Consider the following 19,295-nt stretch of genomic DNA (forward strand, 5'->3'; position numbering starts at 1 on the left):
TCTTCCAGCTCTCCGGGCACGGCATCGCACAGGAACAGATGGATGCCGTATTCGACCGCACCCGAAGCTTTTTCGCCCTGCCCGAAGCCGCCAAGGGGCAGTACCCGCTGGTCAAGGCGAACAATGCGGGTTGGGAAAGTCTGAGCCAGGTGCGCCCCTCCATCGGTGTCCCCGATCAGAAGGAGTCCTACCAGGTCACCCGCCCCCATATGGCGGGTCTGTGGCCCAGCGACGACGAGCTGCCCGGATTCGCCGCTGCCATCCTCGATTTCGAATACGACTGCTGGACCGTGGCCATGCGTGTGCTGTCCTGCTTCGCCGACCGCCTCGGCCTACCCCGCGAGCACTTCACCGCCGCCCACAATCCGGAATCGGCGCAATACCAGAGCACGCTGCGCCTGCTGCACTACTTCGCCGTGCCCGAGGAACTGCGCGATATCCCCGGTCGTTGGCGCGCGGGTGCGCACACCGACTTCGACTGCCTCACACTGCTTTTTCAGCGCGATGGCCAAGGCGGCCTGCAGGTCTGCCCCGGGAAGGAGATGGAGGAGCGGCAGTGGACCTCGATCACGGCGTCCTCGTCGCTGATCACCTGCAATATCGGTGACATGCTGACCCGCTGGAGCGATGACCTGCTCCCATCCAACTTCCATCGCGTCCGCAGCCCGGGCCGCGACGAATACCAGGGCGACCGCTACAGCATCGCCTACTTCGCCCAGGCCGACCGGGATGCCGTCATCCAGGGACCGCGCGGTGTCTACCCACCCGTCACCGCCGCCGATTTCCTCACCCAGCGCGTCCAGGCGAACTACCGCCCACGGCTGTAATTTCGAATCGACCCGGAAAGGACCCCCATGACCGACGACGCCGGTGCCGCCCTGCTCGGCCCCTCCGTGTACCGCCAGTTGCGGCAGCTGGTGTTGTCCGGGGAGCTCGAACCCGGCGCCCCGCTGAGCGTCCCGGCCCTGGCCAGCCGCCTGGGCGTCAGCCGCAGCCCCGTCCGGGAGGCCGTCCAACAGCTCATCTACGAGGGCCTGGCCGTCAATGTCCCGCATGCCGGTGCCCGAGTCGCCGTGGTGGACGACGCGCAGATCCGCAATGTCCTCTCGGTGCGGGCCGTCCTCGACGGCCTCGCCGCCGCCGAAGCCGCGGCCCGTCTTACCGAAGCCGACCTCGAAAAGCTCGGCGCACTCCTCGCCGTCCAGGAGGAAAACCTCCGCGATATCCCCGACGCCGCCCGGGATACCGAACTCGACCTCGAATTCCACACCTCCATTCGAGACTGTTCCGGCAACCACACCCTCATCGGCGAACTGGCCCGCCTGGAAGCTCAGGCCCACCTGTACCGGGGCGATCTGTGGACGCGGAACCGCAACCGTCACATAGCCTTCCGTGAGCATCGGCGCATTTTCGAAGCCCTCGAGTGCGGTCACGCCATCGATGCGCGCACCGCCGCCGAAGCCCACGTCCACGGCCTCATCACCCGTCTCGACCGCCGCTGATCAATGCGCATTGCGGTAGGCGGGCGCCTTGCTGCTGACAGTGGGGGTGAGGGTGCGCAGCAGGGGGAGGGCGCGCCGCGCGACCACGGTGGACAGCACGATCACACTGTGCGACCGCACCACCGAATTGGTGCGGTCGATACTCAGCAGCACGTTCTGCAGTCCGGCGTGCGAATCCGCCCCGATTCGGCACAGCACATCGCTGGAACCGGTGGTGGCGTAGGCCTCGAGTACGCCCGGAATAGCGGTGAGATCGGCCGCCACCGCGTCCAGCGCACCCTGCGCGATCTCCAGTGTCACGAACGCCTCCACATCGAAACCCGCTGCGGTGACATCGATCTGCGGATCGTAGGAGGCGATCACCCCCGCCTCCTCCATGCGCGCGATTCGTGATTGCACCGTCGCGCGCGCCACCCGGGTCCGCCGGGAGAGCTCCAGAATCCCCGCCTTCTGGTGTTCGTGCATGGCCGTGAGGATGGCCAGATCCAGTTCGTCCAGCTTGGCGGGAGTGCGTGCCATGGCGGGTCTCCGTTTCGAAACAACATCGAAGGTCTTCTATTCAAATTGTCCAGCACGAACGCGAACTCGGTGGCGCAATTCACCATGGTGTCTACTCGAAATCGACGATATTGCTCATTGGCGCCCCGCAGGCCTTTCCTTGATTCATGAGCATCGAGGCACCCGCTCCGCGACCCGCCGATCTTCCGCCCGACGACGAACTGCGCCGCCTCGTCGGCCTGGTGGACCACAATGCCGCCGCCGACCCCTTCCCGGTACTGGGTTGGGACGTCCTGGTGTGGGTGGTGGGTAATGCCACCCAGGCCGCGCACTTCCTGGAATCCGCCTTCGGGCTGCGGTTGGAGGCCTACTCGGGCCCGGAGACCGGCAACCGCGATCACAAGGCGTTCGTCCTGCGCAGCGGCGGCGTTCGATTCGTCGTCAAGGGCGCGGTGGATCCGACGAGCCCGCTGGTGACGCACCACGATCTGCACGGGGACGGGGTGGTGGATATCGCCCTGGAGGTTCCGGATGTGGACCGCTGTATCGCCCGGGCCCGCTCCCAGGGCGCTACCGTCCTGGTCGAACCACACAATGAGACAGACGAATTCGGTACCGTCCGATCCGCCGCCATCGCCACCTACGGCGAAACCCGGCACACCCTCATCGACCGCTCCCGCTATACCGGCCCCTACCTCCCCGGCTATATCGCGCGCAGCTCCAACTACCGTCCGCGCTCCGGCGACCCCCGCCGACTCTTCCAGGCCATCGACCACGTCGTCGGCAATGTGGAACTGGGCCGTATGGACCACTGGGTCGAGTTCTACCGCCGTGTCATGGGTTTCGAGAATATGGCCGAATTCGTCGGCGACGATATCGCCACCGACTACTCCGCCCTGATGTCCAAGGTCGTCGCCAATGGCAACCACCGCGTCAAATTCCCACTCAACGAACCTGCTAGGGGCCCCAAACGGTCCCAGATCGACGAGTACCTGGAGTTCTACCGTGGCCCCGGCGTCCAGCACATAGCCCTCGCCACCAGCGATATCCTCACCGCCGTCGACTGCCTCCGCCGCGAGGGCATCGAATTCCTCGCCACCCCGGACAGCTACTACTCCGACCCTGAACTCCGCGCCCGTATCGGCCACGTCCGGGTCCCGGTGGAAGAACTGCGGAGCCGCGGCATCCTGGTGGACCGCGATGAGGACGGCTATCTCCTGCAGATCTTCTGCAAACCCATTACCGACCGTCCCACCGTCTTCTTCGAACTCATCGAACGCCACGGCTCCCTCGGTTTCGGCAAGGGGAACTTCAAGGCTCTCTTCCAAGCCATCGAGCGCGAACAGGAGACCCGCGGAAACCTTTGACCTCGGACGGAAGGTCGTGGTGCGCCGCAGGACCCGGGCGTCGGTAGAGTTCGGGTCATGCGGATGACGTCAGCGATCGTCACGGGGATGACCTTCGCGCTGTTGCTGTCGGCATGCGGGGGCAAGGACGAATCCGATACGCCCACCGTGCTGCGGCCACCCCCCAAAGTGGCGACACTCGGCCCCTTCGTCGGCGAATGCGGTCATGTCACCGATGACGAGGTACGCGATATCGGCGGTCTCGGTTCATTGGCGCGGGTGTTCAAGAACTCGGTCGGGTGCAACTGGCAGGCCGCCAGTTCCGCCAGTGTCACCTTCGCCTCCTACCGCGGCAGCCCCATCGACCGCGAGAAGGCGTGGGTGGCCAGTGTCGGCCGTGATCCGCAGACCATCGAGGTGGGCGGCAAGACGGGTTTCGAGGCCCTCGACCCCAGCAACCGGGTCTGCGATCTGGCCATCCAGCTCGACGACGACTTCTTCGAATGGTCCATGTCCTATGGCATCTTCGGCAGCGATGGTCTCGGCAACCCGTGCGACCGCACCCGCAGGCTGGCCGAGCTGACCGTCCAGCGGCTCGGATGAGGGGAAACGGTATGCGGCGTGGCAGCAGGGCTGCCGGTGCGCTCCTGGCGGCCCTGGCCCTGACCGCGGCCCTCAGTGGTTGCGGGAAGACCATCGAGGGCACCGCCCTCCCGGCGGGCGGCACCACCGGCGACGGCGGTGGCCGACTCAATACCAACTTCGACAAACTACTGCGCGAATGCGATGTCGTCTCCCTCGCTGACATCGGCAAGGTGGTCGCTGAGGGCAGTTACGTGAACTCGTCCTTCAACGGCGCGGTGTGTATGTGGGACCTCGAAGGCGGGGCTGTCGGCAGTGGCATGGTCACGCTGAGTTGGTATGAATTGGGCTCCCTCGCCAACGAGAAGAAGAACAACGACCGCCTCGGTTATCTGACCGATGACATCACCGTGCAGGGCCGTCGATCGCTGGAGACCAGGCGTCCGAACGATCCTGATTCCTGTGGTGTGCACGCACCCGCGGCCGATGCCGGAATTGTCGGCTGGTGGGTGAATTACCGTGCGGGAGGGGCGCATCCGGATCCGTGCGAGGCAGCACGAAAGCTCGTGGAACTCACTCTGAACCTGGCCCGATAATCCCGCCCGCCGCTCACCGCGACCCCATGAGGGGCCCTCCGGGACGCTCTCCATACCATGTCCCGACCCCGCTGCCATACCATTTCCGGGACCCCTTTTTGCCCCTCGAAACGCCGACGGGTATCGTGGACCGCTGTGCCCGGAAGCATACGGGCAAGTTTGTGCGCAGTACGTAGGCCAGCGAGAGCGGCTGACCGTCCCAGCGTGCCCGGAAATCGGATCCGCGCGTGCGTACGACACGCCCGACCTCGTGGTGAGGAAACGCCATGGGATCAGGGCGCAAAGCTCGAATGACGACGGCGTGAACGACGGGCCTGGAGGCGGCAGCTTGCGTCACCACGTAAGGCCCCGGGCACGCCGAAGTGAATACCGACATGAAGTTCCAGACATCTGGTTACTAATAAGGAAAGCCGGTCTATGCCAACCATCAACCAGCTGGTCCGCAAGGGTCGCCGCGACAAGGTCACCAAGACCAAGACCGCGGCCCTCAAGGGGAGCCCGCAGCGTCGCGGCGTGTGCACCCGCGTGTACACCACGACCCCGAAGAAGCCGAACTCCGCGCTGCGTAAGGTCGCGCGTGTTCGCCTGACCAGCGCGGTCGAGGTCACGGCGTACATCCCCGGTGAGGGTCACAACCTGCAGGAGCACTCGATGGTGCTCGTTCGCGGCGGTCGTGTGAAGGACCTCCCGGGTGTGCGCTACAAGATCATCCGTGGCTCACTCGATACCCAGGGTGTGAAGAACCGCAAGCAGGCCCGCAGCCGCTACGGCGCGAAGAAGGAGAAGAGCTGATATGCCACGCAAGGGCCCCGCACCCAAGCGTCCGCTGATCAACGACCCGGTTTACGGTTCGCCGCTGGTCACTCAGCTGGTCAACAAGATCCTGCTGGACGGCAAGAAGTCCACCGCCGAGCGCATCGTCTACGGCGCCCTCGAGCAGGCGCGTGAGAAGACCGGCACCGATCCGGTCGTCACCCTCAAGCGCGCGCTGGACAACGTCAAGCCCGCCCTCGAGGTGAAGCCCCGCCGCGTCGGTGGCGCCACCTACCAGGTGCCGGTCGAGGTCCGTCCGGGCCGCTCCAACACCCTCGCGCTGCGCTGGCTGGTCAACTACTCTCGCGCCCGTCGTGAGAAGACCATGGTCGAGCGTCTGGCGAACGAACTGCTCGACGCCAGCAATGGCCTGGGCGCTTCGGTGAAGCGTCGCGAGGACACCCACAAGATGGCTGAGTCGAACCGGGCGTTCGCGCACTACCGCTGGTGATTCGCCGCCCCGGCACCCCGTTCGGATGTGCCGGGAGACGACTCACAGTCCGGCGTGGCACCTAGACGTCGCGCCGGACGTTGACACAGTGATGACCACTGGGCAGGCCTCTTATTCAAGAGGACCAGGGTCGTTCCCGAAGATCCCAACTGACAACGAGCGGGGAAGATTTCCGTGGCACAGGACGTGCTCACCGACCTGAACAAGGTCCGCAACATCGGCATCATGGCCCACATCGATGCTGGTAAGACGACGACCACCGAACGCATCCTCTTCTACACCGGCATCACCTACAAGATCGGTGAGGTGCACGACGGCGCCGCGACGATGGACTGGATGGCGCAGGAGCAGGAGCGCGGCATCACCATCACGTCCGCCGCGACGACCTGTTTCTGGAAAGACAACCAGATCAACATCATCGACACGCCGGGTCACGTCGACTTCACCGTCGAGGTCGAGCGCTCGCTGCGCGTCCTCGATGGTGCCGTTGCCGTCTTCGACGGCAAAGAGGGTGTCGAGCCGCAGTCCGAGCAGGTGTGGCGTCAGGCCGATAAGTACGACGTGCCGCGCATCTGCTTCGTGAACAAGATGGACAAGCTCGGCGCCGACTTCTACTTCACCGTGCAGACCATCAAGGACCGCCTGGGTGCGCGTCCGCTGGTGCTCCAGCTGCCGATCGGCGCCGAGGACACCTTCGAGGGCATCGTCGACCTGGTCGAGAACAACGCCAAGGTGTGGCGGGGCGAGACCAAGCTCGGCGAGCAGTACGAGGTCGTCGAGATCCCGGAGGATCTCAAGGAGAAGGCCGCGCAGTACCGCCAGGAACTGCTCGAGACCGTCGCCGAGTCCGATGAGGCGCTCCTCGAGAAGTTCTTCGGTGGCGAAGAGCTCACCATGGAAGAGATCCAGGGCGCGATTCGCAAGATGACCGTCAACTCGGAGCTCTACCCGGTGCTGTGCGGTTCGGCGTTCAAGAACAAGGGCGTTCAGCCCATGCTCGACGCCGTGATCGCCTACCTGCCGTCTCCGCTGGACGTGGAGTCCGTGCAGGGCCACGTGCCGAACAAAGAAGACGAGATCCTCACTCGCAGGCCGAGCACCGAGGAGCCGTTCGCGGCCCTGGCGTTCAAGATTGCGACGCACCCCTTCTTCGGCAAGCTGACCTACGTTCGCGTGTACTCCGGTCGGGTCGACTCCGGCGCCCAGGTCATCAATGCGACCAAGGGCAAGAAGGAGCGTCTGGGCAAGCTGTTCCAGATGCACTCCAACAAGGAGAACCCGGTTCCCGAGGGCATCGCCGGCCACATCTACGCGGTCATCGGCCTCAAGGACACCACCACCGGTGACACCCTGTGCGATCCGCAGAACCAGATCGTGCTGGAGTCCATGACCTTCCCGGACCCGGTTATCCAGGTCGCGATCGAGCCGAAGACCAAGGCCGATCAGGAGAAGCTGGGTTCCGCGATCCAGAAGTTCGCCGAAGAGGATCCGACCTTCAATGTGAAGCTGGATCAGGAGACCGGCCAGACCATCATCGGTGGTATGGGCGAGCTCCAGCTCGACATCTACGTGGACCGCATGAAGCGCGAGTTCAAGGTCGAGGCGAATATCGGCAAGCCGCAGGTGGCGTACCGCGAGACCATTACCAAGACGGTCGACAAGTACGAGTACACGCACAAGAAGCAGACCGGTGGTTCGGGCCAGTTCGCCCGCGTCATCATTGGTCTGGCTCCGCTGGTCGATGCCGAGGACGGCGCGACCTACGAGTTCCAGAACAAGGTCACCGGTGGTCGCGTTCCGCGCGAGTACATCCCGTCGGTGGACGCCGGTATCCAGGACGCCATGCAGTACGGCGTGCTGGCCGGCTTCCCGCTGGTCAACGTGAGTGCCTCGCTGATCGACGGCGCCTACCACGAGGTCGACTCCTCGGAAATGGCGTTCAAGATCGCGGGCGCCATGGCCCTCAAGGAAGCGGCCCGCAAGGCCGGTCCGGTGATCCTCGAGCCGCTGATGGCCGTCGAGGTCATCACGCCCGAGGATTACATGGGCGAAGTGATCGGCGACCTGAACTCTCGCCGTGGCCAGATCCAGGCCATGGAGGAGCGCAGTGGTGCCCGTGTCGTCAAGGCGCTGGTTCCGCTTTCGGAGATGTTCGGCTACATCGGTGACCTGCGGTCGAAGACCCAGGGCCGGGCGAACTTCTCCATGGTGTTCAATTCGTACGCAGAGGTTCCGGCCAATGTGTCGAAGGAGATCATCGCCAAGGCGACCGGCGAGTGAGCGTAGCGAACGAGCAATCGAACGCTGCGTAATCTCATTGGTCGGTTGATCGACCCCCAGTAATTCAAACCGCACTGCTGCAGAAAAGCACGCACTAACTAGTCCAGGAGGACAACAGTGGCGAAGGCGAAGTTCGAGCGGACGAAGCCCCACGTCAACATCGGCACCATCGGTCACGTCGACCACGGCAAGACCACGCTGACGGCGGCGATCACCAAGGTGTTGGCGGAGAAGTACCCCGATCTGAACGCGGCCTTCGCGTTCGATCAGATCGACAAGGCGCCGGAGGAGAAGGCTCGTGGTATCACGATCAACATCTCCCACGTCGAGTACCAGACCGAGAAGCGCCACTACGCCCACGTAGACGCCCCCGGCCACGCCGACTACATCAAGAACATGATCACCGGTGCCGCCCAGATGGACGGCGCGATCCTGGTCGTGGCCGCCACTGACGGCCCGATGCCGCAGACCCGCGAGCACGTGCTGCTCGCCCGTCAGGTCGGCGTGCCCTACATCCTGGTCGCGCTGAACAAGTCGGACATGGTCGACGACGAGGAAATCCTCGAGCTCGTCGAGATGGAGGTCCGCGAACTGCTGGCCGCCCAGGAGTTCGACGAGGAAGCCCCCGTCGTGCGCGTCTCGGGCCTGAAGGCGCTCGAGGGCGACGCGAAGTGGTCGGAGTCGATCGTCGAGCTGATGAACGCTGTCGACGAGTCGATCCCGGACCCGGTCCGTGAGACCGAGAAGCCGTTCCTCATGCCGATCGAGGACGTCTTCACGATCACCGGTCGTGGCACCGTCGTCACCGGTCGTATCGAGCGTGGCATCGTGAATGTCAACGAAGAGGTCGAGATCGTCGGTATCAAGGAGAAGACGACCAAGACCACCATCACCGGCATCGAGATGTTCCGCAAGCTGCTCGACAACGGCCAGGCGGGCGATAACGTCGGTCTGCTGGTTCGTGGCATCAAGCGCGAAGATGTCGAGCGTGGCCAGGTTGTCATCAAGCCGGGCACCACGACTCCGCACACCGAGTTCGAGGGCCAGGCGTACATCCTGTCGAAGGACGAGGGCGGCCGCCACACCCCGTTCTTCAACAACTACCGCCCGCAGTTCTACTTCCGCACCACGGACGTGACCGGCGTCGTTACCCTCCCCGAGGGCACCGAGATGGTCATGCCCGGCGACAACACCGAGATGAGCGTCAAGCTCATCCAGCCGGTCGCCATGGACGAGGGCCTGCGTTTCGCGATCCGTGAGGGTGGCCGCACCGTCGGTGCCGGTCGCGTCACGAAGATCATCAAGTGATTCTCTGATTCGCTGAATCACTGAGAGGGCCGTTCCCCTGCGGGGGAGCGGCCCTTTCGCTATTCAGGCGGTGCATCGGTCCGTTCGGAGGCAGGTTCGTTCGGCTCGTCGATCCAGTCGGCGACCGCGGTGCCCGAGACCATTCCATCGGAGCCGGGTAGGACGGTGGCGGGCCGGTCGTCGCGGTAGGTTTCGGCCATTCGGGCGGCCTGTTCCCGGTGCCTGTCCTCGACCTGCGGCTCGGGGATCGCGGGTGGTGAATTCTGTTGCGCGTTCTGTTCTTCCGTTGTGCTCATAACGCAGAGCTGCCCCGATCGGCGTGCGGCAAACTCACCCCAGCAGGCGCGCGTGCACCTCATCGGTATCGGCGGGGGCTGCGCCGAGAATCCGTCCGGAGTCGAAAGTGGCTGCAGCGGTAGGGAGTTCGCCTGCGCGGCCACTGTGTAGGACCCGGATGGAGCCGCTGCCCGCGGTGGGGCGGCCAAGGGCGTCCATGCGTCGCAGGGTTTGGCCCGCAACGGCTTCCGCGCTGTCGAAGATGCGGATGCCCGCGGGGAGGGCGGCGAGAATGGCCTCGATGACGAGGGGGTAGTGGGTGCAGCCCAGCACAATGCCCTCGGTGCCGACGGGGGTACGTGCCGCGGCGCTGGCGATCGCCTCCTCGATGGCGGGCAGATCACCGCGGTCGATGGCGTCGGCGAGGCCGTGACAGGCCACCCCCGTCACCTCGGCGCCGCCGCCGAAACGGGTGATGAGGTCGGCCTGGTAGGCGCTGGCGGTGGTGGCCGCGGTAGCCCAGACGGCGACCTTGGCGCAGGCCGCCGCGGCGGGCTTGATGGCCGGTACGGTGCCGATGACCGGCACGTCGGGACCGACCTCGGCGCGGACGTGCTCGAGCGCGGTCACGCTGGCCGTATTGCACGGGATCACAATGACTTCGGCGCCCTCGCGCAGCGAGGTGCGGGCGGCCTGGAGCACGCGATCGACGACCCACTGCTCGGGTTTGGGCCCCCACGGGGCCCCGTCCGGATCCATTTGCAGCAGCAGATCGAGATCGGGCCGCAGTTTCCGCAACCACGCACCGGTGGGCAGCATCCCCAGTCCGGAATCAATCAGCGCGACGATCACACCTGTCACGGTAGTGAACGCTTCACTTGCGATGCGAACCGTGTCCCAAATAACGCCGAACCCACCCGACGCTCAAGGAACGTGACAACTGATCTCGCGAGGATCGGGGTAACTCGTCGGGTACGCCCGAAGTCGGTTCGGCTCCAGACCGCCGGCACGCGTGCATGCCGGTCGGCGGCTCTTAGCCGGGCGCTGAAGATTCGGGGAGGCGGGGGAGTGGCTCTCAGCCGGGCGCTGAAGATTCGGGGAGGCGGGGGAGTGGCTCTCAGCCGGGCGCTGAATATTCGGGGAGGCGGAGCAGTGCGCGCATCTTCATGACCTTGCCGGTCATGCCCGCGCCGACGACCGCCACCAGCGTCCCGTCGCGGAAGTAGTGGGCGAGGAATTTGCGGCCCTGGTCCTCGACGATCCGAATTTCGTCGGCCAGCGCGGGCAGGCCGAGGACCTGGATCTTCATGTCGTACTGGTCGCTCCACACATAGGGGACCTGTGCGGCGGGGGATTCGGTGCCGAGCAGGGCGCAGGCCGTGATCTTGGCTTGCTCTCCGGCATTGGTCCAGTGTTCGACCCGCTTGTTGCGGCCCACCCGGTGCGGCCAGGCGGCGACGTCGCCGACCGCCCAGACACCGTCGACGCCGGTGCGGCCGAATTCGTCGGTAATGATGCCGCCGCCTTCGGTGGGGGAGGCGAGTGGGATGCCGGAATCGGCGAGCCAGTCGGTGGTGGGAATCGAGCCGATACCGATGACCACGAGGTCGGCGTCGACCACGCTGCCGTCGGTCAGGCGCACCCCACGCACCGCATCGCCCTCGGTCACCAGCGTTTCCACGCCGATGCCGCAGCGCAGGTCCACCCCCTCGGCCCGGTGCAGCCGTGCCACCAGGGAACCGATCTGCTCACCGAGCGCGGCGGCCAGAGGTGTTGGTTGGGGTTCGACGAGCACAACTTCCACACCGCTCATCCGGAAGCTGGCGGCGAGTTCGCAGCCGATGAAGCCGCCGCCGACGACCATGGCGCGCGCAGCGGTGCCGAGGTGGTCGCGCATCCGCGCGGCATCGTCGTGCGAGCGCAGTACGTGGACGCCGGAGACCTCGGGCAACCCCGGAATGCGCCGGGGCCGCAGACCGGTCGCGATAACCAATTGGTCGTAGGTGAGCCGGCTGCCATCGGCGAGTGTGATCGCGTGCGCGGCGGTGTCGACCCCGGTAACAGTGGTACCGAGGCGAAGTTCGATCCGCTGCTCGGCGTAGAACTCGTCGGGGCGCAGCGCGGTGCTGTCGAGGTCCCCGCGCATGAACTGTTTGGACAGTGGCGGCCGATCGTAGGGCGGATGATTCTCATCCCCGATCAGGAGGAGTTCGCCCTCGTAACCAGCGCGGCGCAGTTCCTCGGCAGTGCGTAGCCCCGCCAGCCCCGCACCGACAATTAGAACGTGTTTCACCGACTGCGCCATACCGGCAACCATAACTGTTCGACGTGACGACGGCCGCCGCGCTGTGTCACGCACCACATTCATTCTGCTCCCGAATCGTGGCCGGACATTTATTGATCGGGCGGTCAATCAGGAATAGAACGGAAGGTAGAACAAACCACTAGGCCTTTTAGGGAGGCACACCATGTTCACCGAAAGCCGCATCCAAGGCGCGGTCGCCGTTATCCTCGGCGCCGTCGCCGCGCTCTCACCCCTCTGGGTAACCGTCAATGACAATGCCAGGTTGAGCCTGATCGTCCTCGGTGTCCTGGTGGCCCTCACCGGTCTGGCGCATCTGGCCAAACGTGCCGGGATCATGGCCGACTACGCCATGGCACTGTTCGGCGTACTGATGGTCGTTTCCCCCTGGGTGATGGGCTTCGACGGCCTCAGCGGTGCCGCCTGGACCGCATGGGTGGTAGGCGCATTGACCGTGGTCGTCGCCGTCACGGCACTGCCGCAGGTTTCGGGTCGTCTGCATACGGCTACACATCACTGATGCAGATGCCGAAGCCGCATCGAGCGGGGCGTCGCCGGACGAAGAACGTCGACGGCGACGCCCGTCAGCTCATTCTGGATGCCGCCGAAAAACTTTTCGCGGCACAGGGTTTCGATGCGACCCCGACAGCGGCCATTGCCGCGGCCGCGGCCGTCCCCAAGGGACTCGTCTTCTACTACTTCCCCACCAAGAGTTCGATCCTGTCCGCGCTCATGGCCGAGCGGGTGCCGTCCCCGCCCCTCGACGATATCGATTCCGTGGTGGCCCCTGGCGATCCGGCCGCCAGTCTGCTGAACCTCGATGCCGCGCTGAATCTGCGCGACCACCACTCCTCGGTCCTGCGCGTCATCATGTGGCGGGAGGCCGACACCCATCCGGATGTTCGAAAGCAACTGCGCCGCATGCGCGATCAACTCCTCGATGTCACCGCCCGGGTGCTACAGGCCAGCGCCGCCGTCCCCGTCAAACCGAACACCCTGCGCGCCTGCGCGGCGGCCTGGGTTTCGGCCATGTTCGCCATAGCCAGCACCGACCGCCTGCTCACCCTCGATGGTATGACCCTGCCGACCGCGGATGAACTGTTCAATGTGGCGCAGGTGGTGGCCGCGGGTATGACGCATATGGGTTAATGCTGTTGTTCGCAAAGGGGACTCGTTTCAGACCCGGAGCGCGGTACGTTCCGTGACCCGGTAAGAATGTCGGCCATGGATGCCGATTACACCAGCGACCTGGGGCACACCCTGAACCCGCGGCAGGAGAACTACCGCCTGACCCACCCGGACACCCCCGATTCCGGTAGCGGGTCGAATGCCACCCTCACCGGCATCGACACCGGCGCGCACACCACCCAGGGTCGAGCCACCCTGAATCCGCCCGACAATTCGGTGCAGTGGAGCACTTCCGGAAACCACCGCACCACGACCACCACCGAATCCGAACCCGCCCACACGAATTCCCGACCGCCCGAATACCGACCCACCGAATTCGGTACGGCACCAGCGACGAACGCCGGTTCGGCATTCGATCCCGGCACCCCCAACACGAATTCCGGTGGCTCGCCCTTCGGTACCGCCGCCCCCGCGACGAACTCCAACGGCTCGTCTTTCGCCACCACCCCCGCCAGCTCGAACAACTCTTCCTACGGCACTGCCTCGAACAGCTCGTCCTACGGCACCCGCGCCCCCTCGGCCGCCGGCGCTTCTTCGTTCGGTACCGCCGCCCCCGCCACCCATGCCGCCCCGGCCCAGGCCACTGCCAACGTCGCCGCGCTCACCAGCGCTCGCGCGGCCGGCGCCGCACCGGCGTCCACCATCGAACCGCAGCACGTGATGCGCCTGCTGCTGGCCAGCCACGATCTCGATACCGCCGCCAGCAAGGCGGAGGCGGGTGAGGGGTCGGTCGACGACCTGGCCCGCGCCGCCCACCGCACCCGCGCCGCCGCGGTCGAATTGATTTCCGCCTGGTACGGGGGGACGGACCATATGCGAAATTTCGCCGAGGCGCTGTTACAGGCGGCCTCCGAAACCGCTTGAGCGCCGCTGACACCAGGACTGTCTGATTCGGGTCGCCGCGATGGCGCGGCGTCCGGTCTCGGTGTCGGTCGATCATCGTACGATCCGATCCGGATATCCGATCGGACGAGGAGGCGGCGGTGAGTGCAGCCGATGGATCACCGAAACCGACGGCGGCAGCCGTGCGGTCGGCCTTGGCCGGGGTCGCCGATCCCGCCGACGCCATTCATCTACAACGCTTCTTCAAGACCGGCCCGGGGGAGTACGGGGAGGGGGACGTCTTCATCGGGGTGCGGGTACCGCAGACCCGTAAGATCGTGAAACACTTTGCGGAACTTCCGCTTTCGGAGATCGACCAGCTGCTCGACAGTGAGGTGCACGAGCATCGGCTGGCCGGATTGGTCATTCTCAATGGCCGGATGGCGCGGGTCTCGCGCAAGCGCGGCGCCGATGTGGCCGCACAGGAACTGATTGTGGAGTTGTATCTGGCCGCCGTGCGGCGGGGACGGGTGAACAACTGGGATCTGGTCGATGCCTCGGCCGAATTCATCCTCGGCCCCTGGCTGCTGGATCGGCCGCGCGGGTTGATTTATGAACTGGCACAGTCGGATTCGCTGTGGGGGCGGCGCGTCGCACTGCTGACCACCTTCGCGTTCATCAAAGCGGGCGATACCGGCACCACCCTGGACCTGTGCGAGCGCCTGCTCACCGACCGCCGTGACCTGATCCAGAAGGCGGTGGGGTGGATGCTGCGCGAGATCGGCAAGCGGGTGGACCAGACGATCCTCACCGGTTTCCTCGACGCACACGCCGCCGAGATGGGTCGGACAGCTCTCAGCTACTCCACCGAACATCTCACCCCGGAAGAACGCGCCCACTATCGCGCACTGCGTTGAGCGGCCGAGTCGGCTTACCGAACTGGCTTTTTTGTGTGATCCAGATCGCCTCATCGAGTCGCCGAGGAATTTCTCTCCGAATGAGGACTCCTTGTGTTCATCTTACGTTTAGCTTGCGTTCATCTGTCGCAACCATTCTGTGACTCGCCCAGAACAGACCGAAAGTCTGTAAAGCGCGAGCGGTAACCGACCTATATTCGGATAACGGCCGCAGCGACTCCGTCAATGTCACACAACAGCAGACCGCGCGTCGACGAGCGTTCTCCATCGCATTCCCGCCGGAAGAACGCCCGTACAACCCCGCGCTGTCGGAAATCCGATTCCCCCATGCCTTTACGCAAACTGATCCCCCTGGCCGTCCTCGCCGCCGCCGTGGTCGTGCCCGCCACGCAGGCACACGCCGCCGATGTTCCGGGTGTGCCGCCGGAGCTCCAGCAGCCCGCTCAACAGGTGCGGCAGCAGGCCGACCAGTGGCAGCGGGGTCTGCCCCAGCCGCAGCAGGACCAGGTGCAGCAGTTTGTCCAAACCCTGCCCGCGCCCTTCTCGCAGGTACTGCCGCCGGTCTTCGCCGACAATCTCGATGGCTGGATTCGCAATGCGCTGCACGTGATGGCGCAGCACAATATTCCGGGCGACTACGACAGTATTTTCCGCAACATCATGCGGGAATCGGGTGGCAATCCCCGCGCCATCAACCTCTACGACTCCAATGCCGCGGCCGGTATCCCCTCCAAGGGCCTGTTGCAGGTGATCGACCCCACCTTCCAGGCCTACCACGTCGACGGTACGTCCTGGGATATCTACGATCCCGTCGCCAATATCGCCGCGGCCTGCAACTATGCCGCCCACCGCTACGGCTCGATCAACAACGTCTTCGGGGCGTACTGAGTTCTCGTGTCCGAACGAACATCGGCCGCCGCGTCGAAAGACGCGGCGACCGAATTGTTTTGCCCCGCAGGCTCAGAACTGGATCTTCAGGTGATCGGTCACCGGTCGTGCCTGGCAGCCGAGGATATACCCGTTGGCAATGTCCTCCGGGTCGAGGATTTCGGCGTTCTCCATTTCCACGGTGCCCTCGAGTACGGTGCAGGCGCACGAGCCGCACTCGCCCTCGAGGCAGGAGTAGGGCACGTCGAGCCCCTTGGAAAGCATGATGTCGACCAGGGTCTGGCTGCGCGGCCAGTTCATGGCGTGGGTTTCGCCATCGAGTTCGACCTCGACACTGGCGGCGTCGGCGGCTTCCTCGGCGCTGATCTCGGCGGGTGCGACATCGGCGAACGGGTCGCCGGACAGTGAGTTGAACACCTCGGCGTGCGTGCGATTGCGCGGCACCCCGAGCTGGGCGAGCGCATCGTGCACCCGGTCCATGAACGGCTTCGGTCCGCACATGAAGGCCTGGAAATCGGTGTAGGGCCGGGTGAGGGTGGCCAGCGCGTCAGCGGTGGGCAGGCCCTGGAGGTGCTCGAGCCAGTGGATCACCGCGAGCCGTTGCGGATGCTTGTCGGCGAGCTCGCGAAGCTCGTCCGAGAAGATCACATTATTGTGATCGCGATTGGCGTACACCAGCACGACTCGTGAATTCCCGCGCGCCAGAGCCGATTTCAGAATCGACATGACCGGGGTGATGCCGGATCCGGCCGCGAACAGCAGTAGATCCGCATCGAGATCCTTGGGCGTGAAAACTCCTGAGGGCGGCAGCACTTCGATGGTGCTGCCCGCGGTCACGTTGTCGCACACCCAGTTCGACGCGTAACCGTCGACGGTGCGCTTGACCGTCACCTTGGGTGCGTCGTCGGTGTAGGGCGAGCTGGCCAGCGAATAGCAGCGCGCCACCGAGCCGGTGAGGTCGCTGGGAATCCGCAGGGTCAGGAATTGGCCCGGCTGGTAGGTGAAACGTTCACGCAGTTCGGCGGGAACGTCGAATACCAGCGAGCACGCATCGGCCGTCTCGTTGATAACCGCGGAGACCCGCAGCACGGCCGATCGCGAGCTGTGCGGTACGTCGACGGTGGTCATAGTGTCCTCTCGAACCCGGCGCTATATGGCCAAACTAGAACGTGTTCTAGTTTCATAGTACGTGGCTGTCCCGCTGCCGGACAAGCTGAGCTTCCAGACCGGCGATCAACACGTCCACGCCGAAGTCGAAGGAGTACTTCCCCCGCAGGTCCGACAGATGCTTGGTGGCCCGCTCCACGGCTTCGGGCAATGCCCGGTCGAGTAGGGCGTTGCGGTCACGCGGATTCACCCGACTGCGGCCGAAGAGGTAGGTGTGGATGGTCGCGTACGCGGCGAGCACATTGCGCTCGTTGAATCCGGCCTCGAACAGGATCTCCATCAGCGCGGCAATGAGGTCGAGCTGTTTGCCCAGCATCTGCTCGATGAGTACATCGCCGAGTCCCGGGTGTTTGCGGAGTTTTTCGTCGATCTGGTCGATGAGATCGCGCAGCCGCTGTTGCCAAGGCCCGGATTCCGGCGGGGGCTTGCGGACACCGGTGAGCGCGGCGGTGGCGACGAGGTCGAGTAGCTCACGCTTATCGGCCACGTAGTAGTACGGCGCCATCGGGGAAACACCGAGTTCGCGGGACAGTCGGCGCATGGAGAGCTTCTCCACACCGTCCTGGCGGACCACCCGCAGGGCGGCCTCGACGATCTCGGATTCCGACAGTGTGTTCCCGCCCCCGCTCGACTGCATGCGCCCGATTCCCATTCCACCTCGACCATTGCGGGAGCGGCTCGACCGTCCCTGGCTGTTCAGCTGCTGTTTTCCATCCGCAGTCTAGAGCGCCGGGTGCGGTGGTGGTCCCGGCACGTTCGGGTCCGCCCGCGAGTCTGTAAGGCGGCGCGTCGCGCGGCGCGCCGATCATGGTTGCTGGCTGTGTGCTGACCTAGCATTTCAGGTATGCGCCATGATCGCCTTCCCGATGGTTTCGGGGTGCGAATCGATCCCAGGGTGCGCACTTACTCCGGTGGACGTTTCCTGGTGGGTGGCTCGCCGACTGGGTTGCTACGGCTCGCGCCGGAGGCTGCGGCCAGGATCGGTGACGGCTACCTCGAGGTGACCGATCAGCTCTCGGCTCGGGTAGCCAGACGGCTACTCGACTCCGGAGTGGCCAATCCGCGCCCGCGGCTGCTGCCGTCATTGAAGGACGTCACGGTCGTCGTGCCGCTGCACAATGACGCCGCCGGATTGGAGCGACTGCTGTCGGCGTTGCGCGGGCACACCGTCATCGTGGTGGATGACGGGTCGGACCGTCCGGTACGAATACCCGGCGCGACGGGCACCCGGCGCCGGGTGACGGTACTGCGCACCGATCGCCGACGCGGTGCGGCGGCCGCCCGAAATCTAGGATTGCGAGCAGCTACAACGGAATTCGTAGCCTTCCTGGACTCCGATGTGGTGCCGCGCAGTGGCTGGCTGGAGGTGATGCTGGGTCATTTCAGCGATCCGAAGGTGGCATTGGTCGCCCCTCGGCTGTTGGCCATGGATCCGGATTCGACGGTCCTGGCCCGCTACGAATACACCCGCGCGTCGCTCGACCGGGGCCGCCGGGAGTCGGCGGTGCGCTCACGCGGCGCGGTACCGCACGTGCCGAGTACCGCGCTGCTGGTGCGCCGCCAGGCGCTGCTGAGCGAGAACGGTTTCGACGAGACCATGAGCGCCGGTGCCGATACCGACCTGTGCTGGCGGTTGGAGCGGGCGAATTGGCGACTACGTTACGAGCCCGCCGCCCGGGTCGCCCACGAGTGCCCCGTTTCGCTACGAAAGTGGTTCGCGCACAAGGTGACCGAGGGTGCTGCCGTGGCGCCACTGGGGCAGCGGCACCCAGGTATGACGGCCCCGCTGTCGCTACCCCTGTGGTCCGCGGCGGCCGCGGTGCTCCTCGCCACCCTGACCCGCAGTGGTCTGTTCTGCGGTGTACTCACCCTGCTGGCCACCCTGGCCCGACTACGGCGCGTCTTCGCCGAACTCGACAATCCCACCCGGGTATCGGCCATCTATATGGCCCGCGGTTTCTCCGGCGGACTGTGGCGACTCGCGTCCTCGCTGTGCCGCCACTACTGGCCCGTCACCCTGCTCGGCCTGATCCTGTCGCGGCGCATCCGGCGCATTGCCCTGACCATGGCGGTCGCCGACGGTCTGGCGGACTGGTTCACCCATCGCGAACCCGGCGGCCTCGACCCCGCCCGCTATCTGGTGTGCAAACGCCTCGACGATGTCGCCTACGGCACCGGCCTGTGGTGGGGCGCGGCCCGGGCCCGCAATACGGTCGCGCTCCGTCCGTCATTGCCGCCCAACTGAGTCGGCGTCCTGCCCGCAACCTCCCTTTACGCCCTCGACCGCCGCGAACCTCTCCCGCTGGACTCCCTGCTTCCGAACAGCCTTGCCGCCGACACCGGCCACGGGGTGATGCCG

The 19,295-nt window shown here is 65.4% G+C and carries 21 protein-coding genes; 15 read left to right on the forward strand and 6 right to left on the reverse strand.

Going from position 1 to position 19,295, the window contains the following annotated elements; genetic code table 11:
- Both NU1_RS30915 and NU1_RS30920 read left to right on the forward strand, forming a co-directional pair.
- On the forward strand, nucleotides 1-827 hold an 827-nt coding region (locus tag NU1_RS30915), incomplete at its 5' end, for a 2OG-Fe(II) oxygenase family protein (protein ID WP_067527010.1).
- Nucleotides 828-854: 27 nt separating this feature from the next.
- Nucleotides 855-1,502: a GntR family transcriptional regulator gene (locus NU1_RS30920; protein WP_067527011.1), complete on the forward strand. Its 648-nt coding sequence runs from the start codon at nucleotides 855-857 to the stop codon at nucleotides 1,500-1,502.
- Here NU1_RS30920 and NU1_RS30925 read toward each other — a convergent pair whose 3' ends face one another.
- Nucleotides 1,503-2,021 (reverse strand): Lrp/AsnC family transcriptional regulator, encoded by a 519-nt coding sequence (locus tag NU1_RS30925; RefSeq protein ID WP_067527012.1) that lies wholly within the window; start codon nucleotides 2,019-2,021, stop codon nucleotides 1,503-1,505. It lies immediately after the preceding gene.
- Nucleotides 2,022-2,167: 146 nt separating this feature from the next.
- Here NU1_RS30925 and hppD point away from each other — a divergent pair, with 146 nt between their 5' ends.
- The 7 genes from hppD to tuf all read left to right on the forward strand — a co-directional run bounded on the left by hppD (nucleotide 2,168) and on the right by tuf (nucleotide 9,376).
- Complete coding sequence (gene hppD / locus NU1_RS30930; RefSeq protein WP_067527013.1) at nucleotides 2,168-3,367, forward strand: 4-hydroxyphenylpyruvate dioxygenase; 1,200 nt, start codon at nucleotides 2,168-2,170, stop codon at nucleotides 3,365-3,367.
- Nucleotides 3,368-3,424: 57 nt separating this feature from the next.
- The gene (locus tag NU1_RS30935; RefSeq protein ID WP_067527014.1) at nucleotides 3,425-3,949 is read left to right on the forward strand and encodes a DUF3558 domain-containing protein; all 525 of its coding nucleotides are present in this window, start codon (nucleotides 3,425-3,427) and stop codon (nucleotides 3,947-3,949) included.
- An 11-nt stretch (nucleotides 3,950-3,960) separates the two neighbouring features.
- Nucleotides 3,961-4,524, forward strand: coding sequence for a DUF3558 domain-containing protein (locus NU1_RS30940; RefSeq protein WP_067527015.1), 564 nt, complete (start codon nucleotides 3,961-3,963; stop codon nucleotides 4,522-4,524).
- A gap of 417 nt (nucleotides 4,525-4,941) precedes the next feature.
- Nucleotides 4,942-5,316, forward strand: coding sequence for a 30S ribosomal protein S12 (rpsL, locus tag NU1_RS30945; RefSeq protein ID WP_067527016.1), 375 nt, complete (start codon nucleotides 4,942-4,944; stop codon nucleotides 5,314-5,316).
- A 1-nt stretch (nucleotide 5,317) separates the two neighbouring features.
- Nucleotides 5,318-5,788: a 30S ribosomal protein S7 gene (gene rpsG / locus NU1_RS30950; RefSeq protein ID WP_040739280.1), complete on the forward strand. Its 471-nt coding sequence runs from the start codon at nucleotides 5,318-5,320 to the stop codon at nucleotides 5,786-5,788.
- Between the two features lie 174 nt (nucleotides 5,789-5,962).
- On the forward strand, nucleotides 5,963-8,068 hold the full coding sequence (gene fusA / locus NU1_RS30955) for an elongation factor G (RefSeq protein WP_067527017.1): 2,106 nt from the start codon (nucleotides 5,963-5,965) through the stop codon (nucleotides 8,066-8,068).
- 117 nt (nucleotides 8,069-8,185) lie between these two features.
- Nucleotides 8,186-9,376, forward strand: a complete 1,191-nt coding sequence (gene tuf, locus NU1_RS30960) for an elongation factor Tu (protein ID WP_067527018.1) — start codon at nucleotides 8,186-8,188, stop codon at nucleotides 9,374-9,376.
- Nucleotides 9,377-9,435: 59 nt separating this feature from the next.
- On the opposite strand, the gene NU1_RS30965 is transcribed toward tuf, so the two are convergent.
- From NU1_RS30965 to NU1_RS30975, 3 genes are all read right to left on the reverse strand, one after another.
- Nucleotides 9,436-9,672, reverse strand: coding sequence for a hypothetical protein (locus NU1_RS30965; protein ID WP_067527019.1), 237 nt, complete (start codon nucleotides 9,670-9,672; stop codon nucleotides 9,436-9,438).
- 34 nt (nucleotides 9,673-9,706) lie between these two features.
- Nucleotides 9,707-10,504, reverse strand: a complete 798-nt coding sequence (locus NU1_RS30970) for a glutamate racemase (RefSeq protein WP_067527020.1) — start codon at nucleotides 10,502-10,504, stop codon at nucleotides 9,707-9,709.
- Nucleotides 10,505-10,769: 265 nt separating this feature from the next.
- Nucleotides 10,770-11,957: an NAD(P)/FAD-dependent oxidoreductase gene (locus NU1_RS30975; RefSeq protein WP_067527021.1), complete on the reverse strand. Its 1,188-nt coding sequence runs from the start codon at nucleotides 11,955-11,957 to the stop codon at nucleotides 10,770-10,772.
- 163 nt (nucleotides 11,958-12,120) lie between these two features.
- On the opposite strand from NU1_RS30975, the gene NU1_RS30980 reads away from it, so the two are divergent.
- The 5 genes from NU1_RS30980 to NU1_RS31000 all read left to right on the forward strand — a co-directional run bounded on the left by NU1_RS30980 (nucleotide 12,121) and on the right by NU1_RS31000 (nucleotide 15,769).
- Complete coding sequence (locus NU1_RS30980; RefSeq protein WP_067527022.1) at nucleotides 12,121-12,474, forward strand: SPW repeat protein; 354 nt, start codon at nucleotides 12,121-12,123, stop codon at nucleotides 12,472-12,474.
- Nucleotides 12,474-13,103 (forward strand): TetR/AcrR family transcriptional regulator, encoded by a 630-nt coding sequence (locus tag NU1_RS30985; protein WP_084521961.1) that lies wholly within the window; start codon nucleotides 12,474-12,476, stop codon nucleotides 13,101-13,103. Before NU1_RS30980 ends, NU1_RS30985 begins: the two co-directional genes overlap by 1 nt.
- 75 nt (nucleotides 13,104-13,178) lie before the next feature.
- On the forward strand, nucleotides 13,179-14,006 hold the full coding sequence (locus NU1_RS41925) for a hypothetical protein (RefSeq protein WP_157553276.1): 828 nt from the start codon (nucleotides 13,179-13,181) through the stop codon (nucleotides 14,004-14,006).
- 119 nt (nucleotides 14,007-14,125) lie between these two features.
- Nucleotides 14,126-14,881, forward strand: coding sequence for a DNA alkylation repair protein (locus NU1_RS30995; RefSeq protein WP_067527024.1), 756 nt, complete (start codon nucleotides 14,126-14,128; stop codon nucleotides 14,879-14,881).
- A 327-nt stretch (nucleotides 14,882-15,208) separates the two neighbouring features.
- A complete protein-coding gene (locus NU1_RS31000) occupies nucleotides 15,209-15,769 on the forward strand; it encodes a transglycosylase SLT domain-containing protein (protein WP_067527025.1) in 561 nt (186 codons plus the stop codon).
- A 72-nt stretch (nucleotides 15,770-15,841) separates the two neighbouring features.
- Here NU1_RS31000 and NU1_RS31005 read toward each other — a convergent pair whose 3' ends face one another.
- Together NU1_RS31005 and mftR2 are read right to left on the reverse strand one after the other, a co-directional pair.
- Nucleotides 15,842-16,897 (reverse strand): ferredoxin--NADP reductase, encoded by a 1,056-nt coding sequence (locus tag NU1_RS31005; RefSeq protein WP_067527026.1) that lies wholly within the window; start codon nucleotides 16,895-16,897, stop codon nucleotides 15,842-15,844.
- A 52-nt stretch (nucleotides 16,898-16,949) separates the two neighbouring features.
- Nucleotides 16,950-17,573 carry a mycofactocin system transcriptional regulator MftR2 gene (gene mftR2 / locus NU1_RS31010; RefSeq protein ID WP_084521971.1) on the reverse strand — a complete coding sequence of 208 codons (624 nt, stop codon included), beginning with the start codon at nucleotides 17,571-17,573 and terminating at the stop codon, nucleotides 16,950-16,952.
- A 207-nt stretch (nucleotides 17,574-17,780) separates the two neighbouring features.
- Here mftR2 and mftF point away from each other — a divergent pair, with 207 nt between their 5' ends.
- On the forward strand, nucleotides 17,781-19,181 hold the full coding sequence (gene mftF, locus NU1_RS31015; RefSeq protein ID WP_067527027.1) for a mycofactocin biosynthesis glycosyltransferase MftF: 1,401 nt from the start codon (nucleotides 17,781-17,783) through the stop codon (nucleotides 19,179-19,181).
- The last annotated feature ends 114 nt before the right edge of the window (nucleotides 19,182-19,295 follow it).

It is taken from the genome of Nocardia uniformis NBRC 13702 (assembly GCF_001613345.1).
In the GTDB taxonomy this organism is placed as follows: domain Bacteria; phylum Actinomycetota; class Actinomycetes; order Mycobacteriales; family Mycobacteriaceae; genus Nocardia; species Nocardia uniformis.